A 20,307-nucleotide genomic window follows, 5' to 3' on the forward strand; every position below is an offset into this window, starting at 1 on the left:
CTTAATAACTAATCAGGATGTAGGAGAAAGACGATGAATAATAGAATATTTCTAACCATACATAGTGCAATTTATGTTGTATTTGCTTTAGCCCTGTTTTTTATGCCGCAAACGGTATGGCCAATGTACGGTGTTGAGTTGAATGACAAGTATGCTTTTTTCTTATCACAACATACCAGTATTTTTCTTGGTGGGATTGGGGTAATAAGTTATCAACTAAGAGATATAGAAGTAGGGCAATTAGCTAAAAAATTATTCTTTGCTCTACTTATCTCAAATATAGTAGGCGTTGTTATTACGTTGTATGCAGGCATAACAGGCATCTTCACTGGCTTTGGTTGGAGCGACCCCGCATTTTTTACTTTGCTTTCAGTTATGAGTTATTTGCAGCTCAAGAAGCAGTAGGTAAATGGTGTGTTACTTATACGAACCCCAATAGGTGAATGATAAAGTTGTCGGTAGGTAGCACATAGTAAATTCTGTAAACTACTGTTATTACTTAATCAAAGCGTGTCATAACTAGGTTTATAAGATGGAAATCGCAATAGATATTCAACACAAATTGACGTTAGATTTTGGATCAGAAATGCCTTTTGCTAAAGATGAAGTTGAAGCTTTATACGCCGCTACAAACTGGCGCATTAGTGACAAAATGATTCGCTCTATTATTTACCTAGCAAAAGGCGATATCACATCACTAAAGAACACGATACAGCGTACAAGACAAGATTATAAAGACGTACTGTGGCAAGCAGAGTACGACCGTGGAGACGAGCAACTAAGAGATTTCAATAAAACTTTTGATGAGTTAGGGCTTCTATAGGTTTAGGTTTTTTAGGTGTAGATAGAGAAAACAAAATAGTTTAAACAATAAAATAATGACTAAATCAAGTTGATGAGATAGCACCACTTATCAACTCTGCTTAACCACACTAAAAACATGACATTTCGTATAAATGGGTTATCAATAGCATTACTGATTCGTTCCCGTTAAAATTCCGCGTTAAACCCGCCTGTACGTAAGTATCTAGATTAAAGTGAGTTCGCAACAATGAGTAGAAAGATTGAATTATTAGCACCCGGTGGGGATGTTGAAGCCATTAAAGCCGCTGTTATTGCTGGCGCCAATGCCGTTTATTGCGGTTTAGATACCTTCAACGCCCGGAACCGTGCCACCAATCTCTCTTTTGAAGACTTAACCGGCATCTTACGTTTAGCACACAAATACGATTGCGAAGTGTTTTTGACCTTAAACGTCGTCATCCTTGAACACGAAATCCCTGGGATGATCAAGCTGCTTAATAAGCTGGTGAATTCCGGTATCGATGGCATCATTGTTCAGGATTTAGGTGTTTTTAACCTCGTTAAGAAACACTTTCCAACACTTGATATCCACGCATCAACGCAGGTAACGACGCATAACGAAGGCCAAATTCTATTCTTAGCAAAGATTGGTGCATCACGCGTTAACTTATCACGCGAGCTAAACCTACCTGAAATCAAATCACTCACGGCGCTAGCACATGAGCACGATGTACTGACAGAAGTGTTCGTACATGGCTCCTTATGTATTGCCTTTTCTGGACAGTGTTATTCCAGCTCGGTAAGCGTAGGTAACTCAGGCAATCGGGGACGTTGTAGCCAGGCGTGTCGTGATGAATATGAGATAACCGCTGCGGGTAATCGTTTCCCATTAAACCTGAAAGATAATTCGGCCTATTTTGATTTACCAGAGTTAGTCGATGCCCAAGTAGATTCATTGAAAATAGAAGGCCGTATCAAAGGCGCTCATTATGTTTATACCGTCGTTGATACGTGGCGTAAGCAAATTAATGAATTTGTTGATACAGGCAAGTTGTTAGCTGATGACTCTAACTTACATCGTGTATTTAACCGCGACTTCACGAACTCATTCTTAAAGGGGAATCTCACTAAGGATATGTTTATCGACAATCCTCGTGATTACAGTGTTCATCATGCGGTTGAAAAAAGTAATGCTATTTCTGTGGTGCAGGTCCAAGAAGCAAGAGAAGAGCTATATGCTCAGAGAAATGATCTTGGGGTAGAGCTTGCCGATAAAATTAAATACCTTAGCATTGCGAAGCAACCTTTGGCACTAGCTTTTTCTGGCAAGTTGGATGAGCCTTTATGCTTAACCATGACCGTTGGCGATAACGATAAGGTCTATACGCTACAAACCACATCATCACTTAGCCCAGCAACAAAGCTAACTATCGACCAAGCAGCTTTAGAAAAGCGCTTTAAAAACTTCGCGATTAGTGATTATACGGTTGAGTCTTTTGATTGTGATGGATTAGGCGAAGCGCTTAGTTTGCCGTTTAAAGAATTAACTGAACTTAAAAACCAAGCTGCGTTATTACTTAATAATTCAGTGAAAATTATTCCGCAGGTTGAAGTAGCACCATTAGAGAAGCACAAAAAAGCACCCGGCAAGCCGACTATGTCGATCTTAATTGCTGATGAAAAAGACCTACACCTGTGTGACTTAACGACTGCTGATGTGTATTTCAAGTTACCAGAAAGCTGGAAAAAAGACTGCAATAAACATATCGATATTTTTAAGCGCAACCCGCAGCTGATTCCGTGGTTCCCTGCAGTGTTAATCGGTAAAGATTACGACGAATCGGTAAGGCTGCTTGAAGAAATTCGCCCGGCGCGTATCGTTAGTAACAATACAGGCGTGGCGTACAAAGCATTTGAGATGGACATCGAGTGGATTGCGGGGCCATTTTTGAATACGACTAACTCCTACGCATTATTAACATTTAAAGAAGAGTTAAACTGCGCGGGAGCATTTATCTCGAATGAAATTAACCGCATGCAAATTAAGAATATTGCGCGTCCGGATAACTTCAAAATGCTCTACAGTATTTATCACCCAATCCTGATGATGACCAGCCGCCAGTGTTTCTTCCAGCAAACCGTGGGCTGTAAAAAACCTAGTATCGAAGATGGCTGTATGCTCAAGTGCGAAAAAGCCACCACCATTACTAATGTAAAAGGCGTGTCTTTCGCTATTGATAAACAGAAGGGCGGCTATCCAAGCATCTACAACGATGAGCAGTTCTTGAACTTCGATGTTGTAAATGATCTGGCTGATCTATTTGATGAGTTCTTTATTGATCTCACCAACATTGGTGCTGGCTCAAAAGCGGAACAAGACAAAGCGCAATTGGTAACGCACTTTGAAAACTTCTTAAAAGGTGATGAGCTAGCCCAGCAACAGTTAAGTAATATGATTACTGTATCGACCAACGCACAATACAGCCAAGGCTTATAAAATAACTATGACACTGCCAATTTTGTACTCATTGCAAAACTGCCCGTATGCGATGCGTGCAAGATTGGCGATATTATTATCCCAGCAGTCTGTTAGGCTACGGCCTATCGTCATGAAGAACAAACCTGAGGAGATGCTAGCAGCCTCACCTAAAGGCACGGTGCCTGTTTTAGTATTCGAAAATAACAAAGAAAATCTAAAATTAAGCTATAATAATCAAAGCATTATAGATGAAAGCTTAGACATTATGTTATGGGCACTTAATAGTAATGACCCACATGATTTACTCTATTCTCAGCATGAATCAGCACTGCCTGAAATGCTAAAAATCATTGAAGAAAACGACAAAAAATTTAAACCAAACTTAGAGCTATACAAGCACGCCAAACGTTTTCACGAAGATACTCAAGAGCAGTACCGCTTAGCATGCGAGCCTTTTGTTCAGACGCTAGAGCTGCGCTTAAGCCGCCATGAATTTTTAATGGGAGATACTCTAAGCTTGCTTGATTATGCGTTACTTCCCTTTGTTCGGCAGTTTTCCAAAGTGAATCGGCAACTCTATTTGCAAGGCCCTTATACGCATTTACAGCGCTGGCTTAACAGTCATCTACAAAGTAGGCTATATGCACAAGCCATGTTCAAGCATCCGCTATGGTTAGATAATCACGAAGAGTCTTTATTTGGCGGATGACATGTTTATGTCAGCACAAGCGGGGCCTAACTTTGGCTTTATACATCTATTTATCCCACAAAATACAAACACCCCATTACTCGGTATGTTATTACTAGGTGGAGTGTTTATGGCATTAACGTTATTGGTCTTTATTGGGTATGGATTGCTAGCAAATAAAGTCAGTCGATATGTTGTTAGTTCACCTAAAGCTATGAAGTATATCCAACGCACTTTTTCAGCCAGTTTTGCCATGCTGGGTACTAAGCTGGCATTTTCAGAACATTAAACAGATGCTTGTATAGAAAGTGGTTACGCTTCTAGCTCGCAATTATTAACTAATAAGAGAAAGAGCAAGCTAAAGAGCGCCACTCTTTCTGGCGTGGGAAATTGTTATATATAAATCAGTAGCCTTTTATTCCATGTTTATAATAATTTTACCGACGGCTCGATTACTCTCGCTTTTGAGTACTGCGTCGTTTGCCTGAGCCAAAGGGTAAACTGAGTCAATTTTCACTATGATTTTTTTGTTATCAATCAATTCGCGAATCTCCTCTAAATGGCTGCTATTAGGGTGGACCCACATACGGCTGAAGTTCACACCAGACGCCTCAGCAACACTGGTATCAATATCATCTAGTGTTGATACTACGTAACCTCCTTTTTTAGTGATCTGTAGCGATCGCGCCACTACATCATTGCCATTGGCTGTGACAAAAACCACATCAATATTTTTTACAACATCATCAAACTCTACGCTTTTGTAGTCGATAACCTCATCAGCACCTAAGCTCTTAACATATTCCTCATTTTTAGCTGAAGCAGTAGTGATTACATGAGCCCCAATGGATTTGGCAATTTGAATCGCAAAACCACCCACACCACCAGAGCCACCTAAAATCAGAACGCTTTGGTCTTTTTTGAGCTGCCCAGCCATAAGCCCTTGCAGTGCTGTCAGCGCTGCCAACGGCACACCAGCGCTTTCAGTCATACTTAACGCCGTTGGTTTTATAGCTACCAAGTTGGCATCAACAGCCAAAAACTCAGCATATGTACCTTGTTGAGCAATAGGAGAAAAGACAAACACTTCGTCACCTACCTTTAGATGATCAACATCGTCACCTACATGAGCAATTATGCCGGCAGCATCCCAACCTAAAATCAATGGAAGAGTATGAGTATTTGAGTCAGCTAGCGTGCCGTTACGAACATGGAAATCAACTGGATTAACACCTGCTGCACTTACTTTGATTAGTACTTGGGTAGATAAGTAGGCAGGAGTCGGAAGGTCGCCTAGCGTAATTTTTGAATCGCTACCGTATTGAGTAATAAATGCTGCTTTCATGGTGTTTATCTCTTAATGAGTCATTTGATGTTGAGATAAAGTTTCACAGAAGCTATTCATTCTTTATAATTTATAGTTAATATAGCACTCATTGATTTTTGTGATGATTTAGATAATTTTAAAAAGAGTGAACGGGGAGCAGTTATGTCTAAAGCCGATTTAAACTTAATTGTGATGTTTGATGCGATCATGACTGAGCAGTCTGTTACTGCAGCCGCTGAGCGTTTATCTATGACTCAGCCTTCGGTGTCGAATGCTATCGCTAGAATGCGCCATTATTGGAAAGACCCGCTCTTTGTTAAGCACGGCCGTGGAGTACGTCCTACCCCTTATGCAGAAAAACTGTGGCAACAGGTATCACCACCACTCGCTGAAATCCAGTACGCCATTACTCCCGCTAATTTTGTTCCTCTTTATGCGAAACGGCAATTTAGAATTGCATTAACGGACGGTATGACAGGCATATTATGGCTTCCTCTACGCAAGCATATCGAAAAACATGCTCCTGGTATCGATATACATGCAGTGCCCTATAAAGCGGATGGAGAGCAGCTCTTGCTCGATGCGGATGTAGACTTAGTATTAGATTACTACCCAGGCTCAAACCCTTTGATTCATAGTAAGTGGATACTTGATAACCACTTTGTTTGTTTAATGCGTCCTGGGCATGAGTTAGCTAGCTCTGCGTTAACGCTCGGGCGATTTATTAGCCACGACCATCTATTTGTATCCTTATCGGGGGATGCAAAAGGTATCGTTGACTCTGAGTTAGAGAAACAAGGTTTGCAGCGGCGTATAGCGATGACCGTTAACAGTTTCTCTGGTGCTGTAGAAATAATACGTGGGTCAAATTTGATTACTGTTTTGCCTTACCCTGTTGTTGCAAATGCAGCCATAAGGGGAGAGGTCATTGTAAAGCCTGTACCGCTAGCAATCCCACCAGCGTCTATATCCATAGCGTGGCACACTCGTAACGATCGAGACGTCGGACTAGAATGGCTAAGGGGCATATTGAGTGAGCTAATATCAGAACTGAGCATTAGTTATGGAGAAGCCAATAGTTAGTCTTCTCCAAAGAATAATAGTATTTTAATATGTCAGCTTTCAATGATTAGCATAAATAATCATATATTTTTACTGCAAATTCAATGAGTTATTTAGACTTCTAAATCTTCATTCTGCTCACGATCGAGCTGGCCAATATCCAATACGGGTGCCGCATTTAAGTGCTGCGCATTTAGCATGAAAGCGACTCGTTCAAGGCTAGCCACGACCATTGATTGCTCCCAGTCTTGGATGTCATCAAAGTGCCGTAAAAAGATATCCTGCTGTGTTGTTGGAGCCCCTTTCATTAAGTCAGCGCCTTCATCGGTAAGACTAACCCACACTTTTCGTTTATCGTTAGTACCGCGCTCACGCGCGATTAATTCCTTTTTTTCAAGACGGTCCAAAATACTTGTGACCGTGGCCTGAGTGAGCACTATCTCTTTAGCAAGTTCTCCTGAGGTGAGTTGGCCACTTTCACGCAATGTTTGCATTACCATAAGTTGCGGTGGGGTAAGCCCTGTTCTGCTACTGATTTCTTTTACCTGCATGTCGGTTGAGCGAATGATCTGGCGTAGCAGTACGAGTGCTTTTTGGCTGTTTTCCATCAATTTCTCAGTGCTTATATTTGTTGGGTAATTCTACGTATACCTTTGTCTTTTATCTATTGTTTAATAGTATTTGTTTGCATTACAAATTAAATAACATGCCTCTTTGCTCAAAATATAACCGCATTCAGGGTTGTATAGCGCGTTTTAGTATGTACATAATATATAAGTAATTCGTAACACTAAATATATCAAATACTAAATATTCGGAATTCAATGGATTTTTCAGGCGTAACTTTACGCAAACCTACTGCTGAAGATGGCACTTCTGTTCATCAATTAATTACTCGCACACCCGAATTGGATAGCAACTCATGCTATTGCAACCTCCTGCAGTGTAGCCATTTCTCAGAGACTTCCATTATTGCTGAAAGCAATGAAGAAACACTTGGGTTTATCAGTGGCTACATTAAGCCGCAGTCTCCAGAGACTCTTTTTATTTGGCAGGTCGCTGTAAGCTCTAAAGCCCGTGGCAATGGGGTTGGTGGAAAAATGCTGCGAAGCTTATTGGAGCGAGAAGAAAACGTGTCAATCACTCATATTGAAACAACAATTACTGAAAGCAATGACGCATCCTGGGCGCTATTTAGCAGCTTAGCTGAGCACTTTAGCGCTCCTGTTGAGCGTTCCGTTATGTTCGACCGAGCTATGCACTTCAACGACGAACATGACTCTGAGCTTCTCGCTCGTATCGGGCCTCTATCGCGTTAATACTTAGCCTTTCTAACGAAATTACACTTATTATCAACCAATTATCAAGAGCACTATTATGAAAATTTTTGAAGAGATTGAATCTGAGGTTCAATCCTATGCCCGTTCGTTTCCTCGCATCTTTAACAAAGCCCAAGGCGAATTCCTTTACGACGAAGACGGCACCCAATATTTAGATTTTCTAGCAGGTGCTGGCACACTAAACTACGGCCATAACAATCCGATATTTAAAGAAAAACTACTGGACTACATCCATAGCGACGGCATCACCCACGGACTTGATTTGCATACCAAAGCAAAAGGCGAGTTTATGGAGGCGTTCAACGAAAAAATTCTTAAGCCTCGTGATCTCAATTATGTGATGCAATTCACGGGTCCTACGGGCACCAATGCGGTTGAAGCGGCCTTAAAATTGGCTCGCAACATTACTGGACGTGAAAATGTAATCAGTTTCACTAACGGATTCCATGGTGTCAGCATGGGAGCGCTAGCGGCTACCGGCAACTCACACCACCGAGGCGCTGCCGGTGTAAGCCTAAGTGGCGTCAGCCGTATGCCCTATGACGGCTATCTAGGTGATGATATTGATACCACCGTCTACCTAGATAAAGTATTGAGTGATTCCAGCAGCGGTATTGACCTTCCAGCAGCTGTCATTGTAGAAACTGTTCAGGGTGAGGGTGGTATCAATGCAGCCGATCTTGAGTGGCTCAAAAGCCTTGACCAAGTATGCAAGAAGCACAAAGTACTGCTAATAGTCGATGACATCCAAGCAGGTTGTGGCCGCACAGGTACTTACTTTAGTTTTGAGCAAGCCGGAATCAAACCAGATATTGTTACGCTGTCTAAATCCTTAGGCGGCTACGGATTACCATTTGCAGTTGTCTTGTTTAAGCCTGAATTAGATCTATGGAAACCCGGTGAGCATAACGGCACTTTTCGTGGTAATAACTTTGCTTTTGTGACAGCAAAAGCCGCAATTGATCACTACTGGTCTGATGATACGTTTGCCAAAGAAGTCCAAACCAAAGGGCGCTATGTAGCTGATCGCTTGGCAGCAATCATTAACAAATACGGTAACGACAATTTCAGTACTCGCGGCCGCGGTATGTTCCAGGGGATTAACTGTGTTAACGGTGAGCTTGCTGGAAAAATCACTAAAAAAGCCTTCCAAAAAGGAATGATGATCGAAACCAGCGGTGCAGACGACCAGGTTGTTAAGCTGCTTTGTCCTCTAACTATTGAAATGAAAAACCTAGTTAAAGGCATTGATATTCTTGAAGAAGCTATTCAAGAAGTGTGCGCTAAAGAAGACTCAATTCCGGAACAGAAGAAGTACTTTGACCCGGTAGATATTGCTAGCTAATCAAGTCACTAGCAGAGATGGAATAGAATAATTTAAAAGGAAAAAAAATGATCGTACGCGACTTAATATCGGCAGAGCAGAGTAATCGTAGAATTGTATCCCCAGACGGTAACTGGGAGAGCACTCGAATGCTGCTCAAAGATGACAATATGGGTTTCTCCTTTCATATCACCACTATTTATAAGGGTGCCGATTTTCAGATGCATTATCAAAATCACCTGGAATCTGTGTACTGCATATCGGGTGAAGGCGAGGTAGAAACCTTGGCTGATGGAAAGAAGTATCCAATTAAGCGGGGTACGCTCTACATACTTGATAAGCATGACAAGCATATTCTGCGTGCTTTTGAAGAGATGAAGATGGCCTGTGTATTTAACCCTCCACTCAGTGGTAAAGAGGTCCATAACGCAGAGGGCGCATACGAATTAGAAGCCGAGGCAATATCAGCTTAAGTGGAGTATTTGTATGAGAAGTCTAGAGAAAACGGCTGATATTTATCCTTCTCGTCAGGGGGGGCGCTCAATTTATTGAGCGCCAAGACCCAACCGTTTATGCCTCGCAAGGTAAAGAAGCCCCGATTCCTGAGCAGCAGATTACACATTATGCTGAGAAGGGTTTCATGCTATTGGAAGGCGTGTTTTCAGAATCTGAAGTACTAGCATTTCAACAGGAATTAGAGCGGTTACGTGGCAGTACAGCCACGGTAGCACCCGGAGAAACGATCACCGAACCAGAAAGCGGTGATGTACGCTCAATTTTTCGTATACATGAAAGCAGCCCAATTTTTAAAGCCTTGGCAGCAGATAAGCGCCTGGCTGATCTAGCGCGCTATATCCTCAATGATGAGGTTTATATTCACCAGTCCAGACTGAACTATAAACCAGGCTTTCGGGGCAAAGAGTTCTATTGGCATTCTGACTTTGAGACTTGGCATGTAGAGGATGGAATGCCTCGAATGCGAGCGCTTAGTATGTCGATTACTCTAACTGAGAACTTTGAATATAACGGCCCATTAATGTTGATCCCAGGCTCTCATCTACAGTATGCCGCTTGCGAAGGGGAGACGCCGGATAACCATTATGAAGCATCTCTCAAGAAGCAAGAGTATGGCGTGCCTTCAGATACGCAACTAGAAGATATGGTTAATAAGGGCGGTATTGTGTCGGCCAAGTGTAAACCAGGCAGCGTCATTATATTTGATTGCAATACTATGCACGGATCCAACGGCAACATCTCACCTGAACCACGCTCAAACGTATTTTTTGTCTATAACGCTGTCAGCAACCAGGTGGCTTCACCTTTTTGTGAGCAGCCACCAAGGCCGGAATACATCTGTAGCCGTGAGCATATAAAACCTCTGCCTTGAATGCATAACTAAATAGGATAATCGGAGCATTGAATCGGCTCCGATACATTCCATTTACAATTAGACTCTCATGCTGCGCCATCATCTAGATTACTTATAAAACATCTTATAGTTATGCTATTGATATTTACTCGCTGTTAACATTTAATAAGCGCAATTAATTGCTATGGATGGCGATTTCTTTTCAGGTATTTCGCCTCATTAGTTACTCCATTCTAAGTACTCCACTTCAAGCTGCCCGCTCAGTATGTAGTGACTACCAATTGATCCTTAAACACAACTAAAACCATGCGGATAATTCTCGTACGGTTTATTTAAGTCGGTCTATAAATATTATGAATGATTTTATTAAGCGCTTTAAATGTCGGAACGTAATTCTATTAGCCTTGCTATCGAGTTTAGCTGGCTGCGCCACACCTCCAACTATTGATGCAACTAAGTTAATAAACGCAAAAAGCGTAGCCCTTGTTAATATTCCACCTATGAGAACTCTAGCCCTAGTAGGCAATTCTTTACCATCACCTGAAGGTCTTTATGCTCCTTTTTTTGATTTACCAAAACGGCCAGCCTCACCCTTAACAAGCAGCGATATGAAAGCCACTATCGATTCAGTAACTGCTAGCCAAGTAGCTATAAGCCAAACCGCTACTGATGCCGCCGCAGCTGGAGCGGTCGCAAGTATTGCGGGTGCACTGCTACAACAACAAGCAGAAAAAACACAAAAGAGAGCTACAAACTTTCATGAAATATTGTCCGAAGCAAACCCTGAATTAAACTTCAGTCGAGATTTTATAGAAGGTATTAAAACTTCATTAGAGAGCAAAGGATTGAATGTTATTATCATTAACGATCAGCTAAATGATGTTCCTAAACTGCGCTGGCCAACCTTAACATCAGGCGGGCCAAATCATATAAATGTTACTGATAAAAATTTAGAAACTGTTGATGCGGACCTTCTTATTCAGGTTATCCCAGTCGCTTTTTACAGAGCACCCGGGCCGCTTAACGCCTTTAATAGACTTGTTGAGGCTACTGTCATTATTTATAATGGTAAAACTATGGAGCCTTACGGTGTTCAAAGGTTCGGATCTGCAGATGGATAGTTTTTTTCTTACCACCGATATGACAGTTTGGTAGAGGATATAGCAGTGAGCGGTCCTGCGCTTCATGACGGATTAATGGCTATCATTCCAGAAATCACTGCTGCGATAACAAGTAAGTAGCAACATTTATATGCCTCTATAACCAAAAACTAGTCAGCACTCTCTGACCTAATAGCTCCTGAGTGCTGACTAAAAAACTTACATCGCTTTCAAATACTCATTATGAAAGCGTAAATGCTCTTCAATAAAACTAGCGATAAAGTAGTAGCTGTGGTCATAGCCTTCATGGTGGCGAAGCTGTAACGGGTAGCCACTTACTTGGCTTGCAGCTATCAAAGCTTCAGGCTTTAGCTGTGTAGCTAAAAAATCATCAGCTTCGCCCTGATCAACCAACGCTGGCAATAACTGTGTTGCTGATTTCATCAGTTCACTAGCATCGTGCTGGCGCCATGTCTCTTTGTCCTTCCCTAGGTAAGCAGAGAATGCTTTCTCACCCCACGGGCAGTTCATCGGATTGTTGATTGGACTAAATGCAGAGACAGAGCTATATCGCTCTGGGTTGCGCATAGCGATAGTTAGTGCGCCGTGTCCCCCCATAGAGTGCCCGGAGATGGCTCGCTGCGAAGTCACCGGGAAAGTCTTTTCAATAAGAGCCGGAAGCTCTGATACGACGTAGTCGTACATTTGGTAGTGGCTCTTCCACGGCTCTTGTGTGGCATTAACATAAAAGCCAGCACCTTTGCCTAGATCGTAGCTATCCTCATCTGCAACATCGTCACCACGAGGGCTAGTATCCGGCGCAACAATGGCAATACCCAGTTCAGCAGCAATACGCTGAGCATTGGCTTTTTGCATAAAGTTTTCATCACTACAGGTGAGACCAGATAACCAATACAACACAGGCACCTTGGCACCCGTTAGGGTTTGAGGCGGCAAGTAAATAGCAAAGCGCATCTGGCAATTCAAGCTTGTTGAGTGGTGGCTATACTGCTTGTTCCAGCCACCAAAGCTTTTATTGCGACTAAGATTTTCTATTGTCATACAGGACTCCGTACGGCCTTTTTATAGGGTTATCCCTTTACAAAAGGCCGCCGCATTAGCTCAGTTATTTATCGAAGTGAATTACAGTACGAATACTTTTACCTTCATGCATCAGATCAAAAGCTTCATTAATACCTTCCAAGCCCATCGTATGAGTGATGAAATGATCCAGTTTGAACTCACCTTTCAAATAACGCTCAACGTATTCAGGTAATTCTGTACGGCCCTTAACACCGCCAAAGGCGGTACCACGCCAGACTCGCCCAGTGACCAACTGGAAAGGGCGAGTAGAAATCTCTTGGCCTGCACCAGCCACACCAATAATGACAGACTCTCCCCAGCCTTTATGGCAGCACTCTAAAGCTGAGCGCATGACATCAACATTACCAATACATTCGAATGAGTAATCAACGCCGCCATCCGTAAGGTCGACGATCACTTCTTGAATAGGTTTGTCATAATCTTTTGGGTTAATGCAATCAGTAGCCCCGAGCTGACGTGCTAAATCGAATTTGCTTTCATTAATATCAACAGCAATGATGCGGCTGGCTTTTGCCATGGTTGCACCGATAACTGCAGATAAACCGATGCCACCAATACCAAAGATGGCAACCGTTGCGCCTTCCTCAACCTTAGCAGTATTCATTACCGCGCCCATGCCCGTCGTTACACCGCAGCCCAACAAGCACACTTCTTCTAGCGGTGCTGTTTTATTGACTTTAGCTAACGATATTTCTGGCAGCACTGTGTACTCAGAAAAAGTAGAGCAGCCCATATAATGGTATATAGGCTGTCCATTTATAGAGAAGCGTGTCGTACCGTCAGGCATCAAACCTTTACCCTGTGTTTCACGAATCTGTTGGCAAAGGTTTGTTTTACCTGATTTACAGAATTTACATTCACCGCACTCTGGCGTGTAAAGAGGGATAACATGATCACCGACAGCAACACTGGTCACACCTTCGCCAATTGATTCAACAATACCACCACCTTCGTGACCCAAAATGGCAGGGAAAATACCTTCTGGGTCTTCACCGGAAAGGGTAAAGGCATCGGTATGGCAGACACCAGATGCAAGTATACGTACGCGTACTTCACCCTTTTGAGGAGGCATAACATCGACTTCCTCAATAGAAAGAGGCTGGCCTGCAGCCCAAGCAACTGCCGCTTTTGATTTAATAATATTTCCGCTCATGACTTACTCTCTTATCTGGTTGTCTTTTAAAAACTGATAAGTAGATTCTAGTTGTTTCCTAATAAATGATAATCTATTGTTTTATCAAATCACTTTTACGAGCTGGTAATAATGTTTAATTGGGAAGGTGTATCAGAGTTTGTTGCTGTAGCCGAAAAAGAGAGCTTCACTGCTGCGGCTAAACAACTTGGAATCTCGACAGCTCAGGTAAGCCGACAGGTGAGTGCTCTAGAAAGCAGATTAGCCACCAAGCTGTTTTACCGGACAACCCGCAAGGTTGCGGTAACAGAAGCAGGGGAGATCTATTACCAACACTGTCGCCAAGTATTAGACGGATTAGAAAACGCTGAACGAGCCTTAAGTAATTTACAAAGCGCCCCGCGAGGTAAATTAAGAATTACTGCACCAACCACCTACGGCGAGAGCAAAATAGCACCCTTGATTAATGATTTTGTGAGCCAGTATTCTGATCTTGCTGTTCATTGTACGTTTACCAATCAAAAAGTTGACCTGATTGAAAGCGGCTTTGACTTGGCAATACGTCTAGGGAAGCTTGAAGACTCTAGCATGATGGCAAAACGACTCTCATCGCGTCGCTTATATGTGTGCGCATCACATGATTACCTTTCTACTCATGGCGAGCCTCATCTCATATCAGAGTTAGAACATCATAACTGCTTACAAGGCACTCTGGAGTACTGGCGTTTTCAGGATAATCGACAAGAGCGAAACGTTAAAATACATGGGCGGCTTAATTACAACAGCGGTGTTGCTCTATTGGATGCCGCTTTAAAAGGTTTAGGTATTGTTCAATTACCTGATTACTACGTGCAAGAGCATATTCAAACGGGTGAATTAATAGCGCTGTTAACAAACCACCAGCCATCAGACGAAGGGGTTTGGGCGCTGTACCCACATAACAGACACCTTTCTCCCAAGGTAAGGGTCTTGGTAGATTATTTGCATGAGCACCTAGATTGATAAATTGGTAGGACTTATTAGTATTCCCTATCATAATTGACTGACTATTTACTATTACCGGAAAACGTTAGAAATGAATGCAGGAATAGAAGAAAAAAAGAAATATCTACTTCACTGGATGTACGACTTCATCGAAGATGACGATGAGCCAGCATATTTAAAGAAAGATGTTGATGAGTGTGATGAAATTCTAACTGCTTTTATTAATACGGTTGATAGCAGCGAGCAAAAATCAGATTTTTCGTGGATATCCACTCAAGTAGAGCGACTAGTAAAAACACTTAATATGATTAATGAAAAACACGAGAAGCAACTACTTGAAGCGCATCAGCAAGAAGACTTTTGCGCATTAGTCAGCTTGGTGATTCAACACGCGGGGCACGACTACGAAGACGACATAACAGAACAGTGGCGCGAGTGGTAGGTGAACACTGCTCAGTTAAAAAGCTACTGCCAATCTTTTGCGGGTGCAACTGAGCAAGAAGGCAAGCACCCCTCCAACATTTTGTCCTTCTCGGTTGGGCAAAAGAAGTACGCCTATTTTAAAACAAGTGAGCCTGAAATATGGCGCTTCAGTGTTAGAGTGACACCCGAAAGATTTCTTGAACTCACTGACCAAGCGGGCATAAAGCCCGCCAGATACATGCACCGTTTTCACTGGGTTACTATCATCAATGCACAAACAATGGATGAAGAATACCTGAAACAACTGGTGTTATGGTCTTATCAAAAAGCAATGAGTGGCTTGCCTAAAAAAATACAAAATCAATGGACTGAAAGCGAATGAATAGATATTTAGAACCCAGCGAATATATTGACTGGCTAGCACCTGAGATTATTGCCAAAGCTAGCCATTTAGCAGAAGGGCTTAGTCATCCAGAGGCAATTACCAGAGCATGTTTTGAGTTTGTTAGGGATGAAATCAAACACAGCTGGGATTATAAAATGGATCCCGTGACCTGCAAGGCCTCTGATGTTCTTACACACGAAACAGGCTATTGCTATGCCAAGAGTCATTTGCTGGCAGCCTTGCTACGTGCTAATAAGATTCCCGCAGGTTTGTGCTACCAGCGCTTGACCATTACTAATGATAAATCACCCTTTTGTTTGCACGGCCTTAATGCCGTGTATCTTGAGAAATTCGGCTGGTACCGTCTTGATGCAAGAGGCAACAAAGAAGGTGTATCTGCACAGTTTTGTCCACCAATAGAAAAGCTCGCGTATCCCATTATTACTCAAGGTGAAGCTGACCTGCCTGAAATATGGGCCCAGCCTCATCCTGCTATTATTAAAGCGCTCTCATTAAAAAGCTATCAAGAAGTAGCAGACAACCTGCCGGATATAGAGACATTACCTACAGACAAGTCACGCAAGAGCATATGCTGACTCTTTATTTGTAGCGCAGCGGGTGCTTTTACCTTCCTGCCTCATTAACTCTTTTTTATTTATGAATTTATCTTTATCAACATGGTGGGATTGGTAGTGGTTCACTTTATTTGGGGCATTCGGGCAATCCTAGCAAGAGATTACACTTAACCAGGCAGCGTATTTTCTTCCAAAGGAAAGGGCACTCATGAACATAAGTGTTAGCGCGTTTGTGAACAATGGTCGCTAACAATGCTTTTACAGAGTGTAAACGCTTGAAACAGCATTAATTACGGGCCAGCAATGCACTAAATAGCGAATATGGCACGCTAGGAGGTTTAATTGGCATGGAAGGGGGTCTTCTAGTCACCTTGTTTCTCGTATGTTGTACTAACTTCCTCAACGTAGGAAACAGGGGTCATGCTGTTAGGCATTTGCTGTACAGCGTTTAGTCCGTATTTCGTACGACTCAGATGACTTCACGCAACTCCCTTATGGGAACATAACGATAAGAAGGATTACCATGTCTCTTAAAAGTAAACTTGCTACTACGCTTCTGTCCTCAGCTGTAGGCCTCTCCGCTTCTTTTGGCGCCGTGGCTGCAGAACAAACCTACGTAACTATCGGTACCGGTGGTCAGACAGGGGTTTATTACGTTGTTGGTCAGTCTATCTGTCGTCTGGTTAACCGTGGAACTGATGAGCACGGCATTAAATGTACTGCACCATCTACTGGCGGCTCTGTTGCTAACATTAATGCTATCCGTCAGGGTCAGCAGGACATGGGAATGGCGCAGTCTGACTGGCAGAACTATGCACTAAAAGGCACAACTCATAAATCATTTGAAGAGCAGGGCGCATTTAAAGATCTACGTGCACTATTCGCGGTTCATAACGAGCCTTTCACCGTTGTAGCTCGTGCAGATGCTGGTGTTGAATCTTTCGATGACCTCGTAGGTAAGCGTGTTAACCTGCAAAACCCAGGTTCTGGTACTCGCGGTACAATGGAAGTTCTGATGGATAAAAAAGGCTGGACGCGTGATTCGTTCAAGCTAGCAGCAGAACTAAAAGCATCAGAGCAGGCTCAGGCACTTTGTGATAACAAAATTGATGTCATGATTTACTCGGTTGGTCACCCATCGGGCGCAATCAAAGAAGCAACGACATCTTGTGACGCTAAAGTGATACCTGTAACTGGCGCTATTATCGACAAGCTTATTTCAGAAAATGCTTACTATGCCCCTGCAACGATTAAAGGCGGCATGTATAAAGGGTCTGAAGCTGACGTACTAACTTTCGGTAATGCTGCCACTATGGTGACATCTGCTAAGGTTGATGCTGATACTGTTTACCTTGTTGTTAAGTCTGTATTTGATAACTTTGCACGCTTTAAAAAGCTACACCCGGCTTTTGCTAACCTAAACCCTAAAGATATGATCGCTAACGGTCTGTCTGCTCCTTTGCATGAAGGTGCGGTTCGTTACTACAAAGAAAAAGGCTGGATGTAATTTATCACTAGCCATATGAAGAGGTGCTTAGCACCTCTTTTTTCTTATTCCTGATTCCAATTCTGGGAGCTGAATATGACGAACTTGAACAGTAAGCAAACTGAACTCAATGAAAAAGAACTGCAGGACATGGTCGCCGCCAGTGATACCGGCGCACGTATTCCGCACGGCTGGCAAGGTAAGCTACTTTTAGGTACCGCATTATTTTGGTCACTTTTTCAGCTATGGATAGCATCTCCACTACCTTTTTATGACTGGCCTATCATTGGCAGTTTTGGCATCTTTAACGACACCGAAGTCCGCGCTATACATTTGGGCTTCGCGATGTTTCTTGCATTTACGGCTTATCCAGCCTTAGCCAACTCTCCACACCATCGTGTACCCATTAACGACATGCTACTCAGCGTTATTGCTGCTTTTTGCGCCTCCTATATTTTCCTATTTTATGAGCAGTTGGTTAGCCGTCCAGGCCTTCCTAACACCCAAGACTTAGTCGTCTCTATTGCTGGTCTATTACTCTTGCTGGAAGCGGCACGCAGAACACTTGGTCCACCCTTAATGATTGTGGCTATTGTGTTTTTAACGTATTCGTTGGCTGGCCCTTATATGCCGGATATCATTGCCCACAAAGGCGTTACACTTAAAGAGCTTGTTAATCACCAGTGGCTAACAACTGAAGGCGTTTTTGGTATTGCGCTTGGGGTGTCATCTGGTTTTGTATTCCTGTTTGTTTTATTTGGTGCCTTGCTCGATAAAGCTGGTGCAGGTAACTACTTCATCCAAGTTGCGTTCTCCCTACTAGGACATATGCGCGGTGGCCCTGCAAAAGCAGCCGTTGTTGCATCAGGCCTTACCGGTCTTATCTCAGGATCATCTATTGCTAACGTAGTCACTACGGGTACATTCACCATTCCAATGATGAAACGTGTTGGCTTTTCATCTGAAAAAGCTGGTGCCGTAGAAGTAGCCTCTTCAGTCAACGGGCAAATTATGCCACCTGTCATGGGCGCCGCCGCGTTCTTAATGGTGGAGTATGTGGGCATCTCTTATGTTCAAGTCATTACGCATGCGTTTTTACCTGCCCTGATCTCTTATATTGCACTTGTTTACATTGTGCATCTTGAAGCACTTAAGCTTGATATGCAGGGCTTACCGCGTCGTGGCGCTATCAAACCTTGGCATCTTCGTATTATCGGACTGCTTACTGGCTTTATCGTGACAGCGGTTATTGCAGCAGTAGTCTATTACGGCATTGGTTGGATTAAACCGACCTTTGGTGCATCTGCTGGCTGGGTTATTGCCGCATTACTCACCGTTGTTTACCTTTACCTCGTACGTTTTGCCTCTTCTGTGCCTGACCTTCAACTGGATGACCCTCAGTCACCGATGATTCAGCTTCCTGAGGTGGGCCCTACGGTAAAATCTGGGCTGCATTTCTTGCTGCCAGTGGTTGTACTCGTGTGGTGCTTGATGATTGAGCGTTTATCGCCAGGACTGTCTGCATTTTGGGCAACGGTATTGATGGTGGTGATCTTAGTGACACAACGCCCACTCATGGCGTTTTTCCGCCAGAAGGACAATGTAGGCACTCAATTACGCAAAGGTGCTAACGAGCTAGTTGACGGTCTTATTGTCGGTGCACGTAACATGATAGGCATCGGTATTGCGACAGCGACTGCCGGTATTATTGTCGGTGCTGTATCGCAAACCGGTGTTGGTTCTGTGCTGGCGGATCTGGTTGAGATTCTCTCGATGGGTAACTTGTTACTCATGCTCATGCTAACAGCCGTACTGAGTCTAATACTGGGTATGGGATTACCAACCACTGCTAACTATATTGTTGTGTCATCATTATTAGCCCCAGTGGTTGTCTCATTAGGACAAGACTCTGGTTTAATCGTCCCATTGATCGCCGTTCACCTGTTTGTGTTTTACTTCGGCATTATGGCTGATGTTACACCTCCTGTTGGCTTAGCATCGTTTGCGGCCGCCGCTGTATCGGGTGGTGATCCTATCCGTACCGGCTTTGTAGCATTTAACTACAGCTTACGTACTGCCGTTCTGCCTTTCTTATTCATTTTCAACACAGATCTATTGTTGATCGATGTCACTTGGCTGCAGGGTATACAAACCTTCATTGTTGCTACCATTGCAATACTGATCTTTACCGCCGCGACGCAAGGTTTCTTTATTGTGCGCAACCGCTGGTATGAATCAGCTCTATTGATCTTGGTTGCTTTCTCGCTGTTTCGTCCGGGTTTTTGGATGGACCAAATGGTGCCGCCTCATCAACAAATTGCGCCGGCTGAGTTGGTGCAAGCCGCCGGTTCAATTGAGTCAGGTACGCCATTACGCCTCTGGGTTGATGGTGAAGATGATGTAGGTAACCAACGATCCTTTATGGCACGCGTATCACTAGGTGAGGGTGATGATGGTGCAGCTCGTTTGGATTCAGCCGGTTTAGCTCTAATAAGTAGTAAAGGTAAAACAGTGATTGATTATGTTGGCTATGACAGCCCAGCAGAAAAAGCAGGGCTGGTTTTTGATCAGGTGATTACTGGAGTAGAAATACCACAGTCACAACCTGCTAAACAGTGGATTTATATACCCGCACTCGTTTTATTTGCACTGATTGTTTTAATGCAGCGTCGCCGTAAAAAACCTACAGCTGAAAACGCCACCCCTGTGCATGCTAACTAAAATT

The 20,307-nt window shown here is 43.1% G+C and carries 21 protein-coding genes; 17 read left to right on the forward strand and 4 right to left on the reverse strand.

All coding sequences use genetic code 11. The features are described 5' to 3' along the window. Window positions 1-33: 33 nt before the first annotated feature. The 5 genes from NEJAP_RS09800 to NEJAP_RS09820 all read left to right on the forward strand — a co-directional run bounded on the left by NEJAP_RS09800 (window position 34) and on the right by NEJAP_RS09820 (window position 4,260). The gene (locus tag NEJAP_RS09800; protein WP_201347073.1) at window positions 34-405 is read left to right on the forward strand and encodes a hypothetical protein; all 372 of its coding nucleotides are present in this window, start codon (window positions 34-36) and stop codon (window positions 403-405) included. Window positions 406-532: 127 nt separating this feature from the next. Then, a complete protein-coding gene (locus NEJAP_RS09805) occupies window positions 533-823 on the forward strand; it encodes a hypothetical protein (protein ID WP_201347074.1) in 291 nt (96 codons plus the stop codon). Between the two features lie 228 nt (window positions 824-1,051). Beyond that, entirely contained in the window at window positions 1,052-3,301 is a 2,250-nt protein-coding gene (locus NEJAP_RS09810) for a peptidase U32 family protein (RefSeq protein WP_201347075.1), read from the forward strand. Between the two features lie 7 nt (window positions 3,302-3,308). Further along, complete coding sequence (locus NEJAP_RS09815; RefSeq protein ID WP_201347076.1) at window positions 3,309-3,992, forward strand: glutathione S-transferase; 684 nt, start codon at window positions 3,309-3,311, stop codon at window positions 3,990-3,992. Window position 3,993: 1 nt separating this feature from the next. Further along, window positions 3,994-4,260, forward strand: a complete 267-nt coding sequence (locus NEJAP_RS09820; RefSeq protein WP_201347077.1) for a hypothetical protein — start codon at window positions 3,994-3,996, stop codon at window positions 4,258-4,260. A 126-nt stretch (window positions 4,261-4,386) separates the two neighbouring features. Here the strand turns inward: NEJAP_RS09820 and NEJAP_RS09825 are convergent, their stop codons facing one another. Then, entirely contained in the window at window positions 4,387-5,316 is a 930-nt protein-coding gene (locus NEJAP_RS09825; protein WP_201347078.1) for an NADP-dependent oxidoreductase, read from the reverse strand. A gap of 144 nt (window positions 5,317-5,460) precedes the next feature. Here NEJAP_RS09825 and NEJAP_RS09830 point away from each other — a divergent pair, with 144 nt between their 5' ends. Further along, window positions 5,461-6,381, forward strand: a complete 921-nt coding sequence (locus tag NEJAP_RS09830) for a LysR family transcriptional regulator (protein ID WP_201347079.1) — start codon at window positions 5,461-5,463, stop codon at window positions 6,379-6,381. 92 nt (window positions 6,382-6,473) lie between these two features. Here the strand turns inward: NEJAP_RS09830 and NEJAP_RS09835 are convergent, their stop codons facing one another. Beyond that, window positions 6,474-6,968: a MarR family winged helix-turn-helix transcriptional regulator gene (locus NEJAP_RS09835; RefSeq protein ID WP_201347080.1), complete on the reverse strand. Its 495-nt coding sequence runs from the start codon at window positions 6,966-6,968 to the stop codon at window positions 6,474-6,476. A gap of 216 nt (window positions 6,969-7,184) precedes the next feature. On the opposite strand from NEJAP_RS09835, the gene ectA reads away from it, so the two are divergent. The 5 genes from ectA to NEJAP_RS09860 all read left to right on the forward strand — a co-directional run bounded on the left by ectA (window position 7,185) and on the right by NEJAP_RS09860 (window position 11,514). Beyond that, on the forward strand, window positions 7,185-7,679 hold the full coding sequence (gene ectA, locus NEJAP_RS09840) for a diaminobutyrate acetyltransferase (protein WP_201347081.1): 495 nt from the start codon (window positions 7,185-7,187) through the stop codon (window positions 7,677-7,679). 58 nt (window positions 7,680-7,737) lie between these two features. Beyond that, window positions 7,738-9,045: a diaminobutyrate--2-oxoglutarate transaminase gene (gene ectB, locus NEJAP_RS09845; protein ID WP_201347082.1), complete on the forward strand. Its 1,308-nt coding sequence runs from the start codon at window positions 7,738-7,740 to the stop codon at window positions 9,043-9,045. A gap of 47 nt (window positions 9,046-9,092) precedes the next feature. Then, on the forward strand, window positions 9,093-9,497 hold the full coding sequence (locus NEJAP_RS09850; protein WP_201347083.1) for an ectoine synthase: 405 nt from the start codon (window positions 9,093-9,095) through the stop codon (window positions 9,495-9,497). Between the two features lie 74 nt (window positions 9,498-9,571). Then, window positions 9,572-10,411, forward strand: a complete 840-nt coding sequence (gene thpD, locus NEJAP_RS09855; RefSeq protein ID WP_236591138.1) for an ectoine hydroxylase — start codon at window positions 9,572-9,574, stop codon at window positions 10,409-10,411. Between the two features lie 335 nt (window positions 10,412-10,746). Further along, window positions 10,747-11,514: a hypothetical protein gene (locus tag NEJAP_RS09860; RefSeq protein WP_201347084.1), complete on the forward strand. Its 768-nt coding sequence runs from the start codon at window positions 10,747-10,749 to the stop codon at window positions 11,512-11,514. 198 nt (window positions 11,515-11,712) lie between these two features. On the opposite strand, the gene fghA is transcribed toward NEJAP_RS09860, so the two are convergent. Together fghA and NEJAP_RS09870 are read right to left on the reverse strand one after the other, a co-directional pair. Then, window positions 11,713-12,555, reverse strand: a complete 843-nt coding sequence (gene fghA / locus NEJAP_RS09865; protein WP_329610898.1) for an S-formylglutathione hydrolase — start codon at window positions 12,553-12,555, stop codon at window positions 11,713-11,715. Window positions 12,556-12,619: 64 nt separating this feature from the next. Then, a complete protein-coding gene (locus tag NEJAP_RS09870) occupies window positions 12,620-13,738 on the reverse strand; it encodes an S-(hydroxymethyl)glutathione dehydrogenase/class III alcohol dehydrogenase (protein ID WP_236591139.1) in 1,119 nt (372 codons plus the stop codon). Between the two features lie 123 nt (window positions 13,739-13,861). On the opposite strand from NEJAP_RS09870, the gene NEJAP_RS09875 reads away from it, so the two are divergent. From NEJAP_RS09875 to NEJAP_RS09900, 6 genes are all read left to right on the forward strand, one after another. Beyond that, complete coding sequence (locus NEJAP_RS09875) at window positions 13,862-14,731, forward strand: LysR substrate-binding domain-containing protein (RefSeq protein WP_201347085.1); 870 nt, start codon at window positions 13,862-13,864, stop codon at window positions 14,729-14,731. A 73-nt stretch (window positions 14,732-14,804) separates the two neighbouring features. Further along, entirely contained in the window at window positions 14,805-15,155 is a 351-nt protein-coding gene (locus NEJAP_RS09880) for a hypothetical protein (protein WP_201347086.1), read from the forward strand. Further along, window positions 15,156-15,518: an MmcQ/YjbR family DNA-binding protein gene (locus NEJAP_RS09885; RefSeq protein WP_201347087.1), complete on the forward strand. Its 363-nt coding sequence runs from the start codon at window positions 15,156-15,158 to the stop codon at window positions 15,516-15,518. After that, the gene (locus NEJAP_RS09890) at window positions 15,515-16,117 is read left to right on the forward strand and encodes a transglutaminase-like domain-containing protein (protein WP_201347088.1); all 603 of its coding nucleotides are present in this window, start codon (window positions 15,515-15,517) and stop codon (window positions 16,115-16,117) included. Before NEJAP_RS09885 ends, NEJAP_RS09890 begins: the two co-directional genes overlap by 4 nt. A 502-nt stretch (window positions 16,118-16,619) precedes the next feature. Continuing rightward, on the forward strand, window positions 16,620-17,603 hold the full coding sequence (locus NEJAP_RS09895; protein WP_201347089.1) for a TAXI family TRAP transporter solute-binding subunit: 984 nt from the start codon (window positions 16,620-16,622) through the stop codon (window positions 17,601-17,603). Window positions 17,604-17,678: 75 nt separating this feature from the next. After that, the gene (locus tag NEJAP_RS09900; protein WP_201347090.1) at window positions 17,679-20,303 is read left to right on the forward strand and encodes a TRAP transporter permease; all 2,625 of its coding nucleotides are present in this window, start codon (window positions 17,679-17,681) and stop codon (window positions 20,301-20,303) included. The last annotated feature ends 4 nt before the right edge of the window (window positions 20,304-20,307 follow it).

The organism is Neptunomonas japonica JAMM 1380 (assembly GCF_016592555.1).
Classification (GTDB): domain Bacteria; phylum Pseudomonadota; class Gammaproteobacteria; order Pseudomonadales; family Balneatricaceae; genus Neptunomonas; species Neptunomonas japonica_A.

Bases quoted from the DNA above. Each gene is read 5' to 3' on its own strand.
- NEJAP_RS09810 (WP_201347075.1), top strand. From the start codon at position 1,052: ATGAGTAGAAAGATTGAATTATTAGCACCCGGTGGGGATGTTGAAGCC.
- NEJAP_RS09880 (WP_201347086.1), top strand. From the start codon at position 14,805: ATGAATGCAGGAATAGAAGAAAAAAAGAAATATCTACTTCACTGGATG.
- ectA (WP_201347081.1), top strand. From the start codon at position 7,185: ATGGATTTTTCAGGCGTAACTTTACGCAAACCTACTGCTGAAGATGGC.
- NEJAP_RS09860 (WP_201347084.1), top strand. From the start codon at position 10,747: ATGAATGATTTTATTAAGCGCTTTAAATGTCGGAACGTAATTCTATTA.
- NEJAP_RS09900 (WP_201347090.1), top strand. From the start codon at position 17,679: ATGACGAACTTGAACAGTAAGCAAACTGAACTCAATGAAAAAGAACTG.
- NEJAP_RS09830 (WP_201347079.1), top strand. From the start codon at position 5,461: ATGTCTAAAGCCGATTTAAACTTAATTGTGATGTTTGATGCGATCATG.
- fghA (WP_329610898.1), bottom strand. From the start codon at position 12,555: ATGACAATAGAAAATCTTAGTCGCAATAAAAGCTTTGGTGGCTGGAAC.
- NEJAP_RS09875 (WP_201347085.1), top strand. From the start codon at position 13,862: ATGTTTAATTGGGAAGGTGTATCAGAGTTTGTTGCTGTAGCCGAAAAA.
- NEJAP_RS09815 (WP_201347076.1), top strand. From the start codon at position 3,309: ATGACACTGCCAATTTTGTACTCATTGCAAAACTGCCCGTATGCGATG.
- ectB (WP_201347082.1), top strand. From the start codon at position 7,738: ATGAAAATTTTTGAAGAGATTGAATCTGAGGTTCAATCCTATGCCCGT.
- NEJAP_RS09890 (WP_201347088.1), top strand. From the start codon at position 15,515: ATGAATAGATATTTAGAACCCAGCGAATATATTGACTGGCTAGCACCT.
- NEJAP_RS09820 (WP_201347077.1), top strand. From the start codon at position 3,994: ATGTTTATGTCAGCACAAGCGGGGCCTAACTTTGGCTTTATACATCTA.
- NEJAP_RS09825 (WP_201347078.1), bottom strand. From the start codon at position 5,316: ATGAAAGCAGCATTTATTACTCAATACGGTAGCGATTCAAAAATTACG.
- NEJAP_RS09850 (WP_201347083.1), top strand. From the start codon at position 9,093: ATGATCGTACGCGACTTAATATCGGCAGAGCAGAGTAATCGTAGAATT.
- NEJAP_RS09800 (WP_201347073.1), top strand. From the start codon at position 34: ATGAATAATAGAATATTTCTAACCATACATAGTGCAATTTATGTTGTA.
- NEJAP_RS09805 (WP_201347074.1), top strand. From the start codon at position 533: ATGGAAATCGCAATAGATATTCAACACAAATTGACGTTAGATTTTGGA.
- NEJAP_RS09895 (WP_201347089.1), top strand. From the start codon at position 16,620: ATGTCTCTTAAAAGTAAACTTGCTACTACGCTTCTGTCCTCAGCTGTA.
- NEJAP_RS09835 (WP_201347080.1), bottom strand. From the start codon at position 6,968: ATGGAAAACAGCCAAAAAGCACTCGTACTGCTACGCCAGATCATTCGC.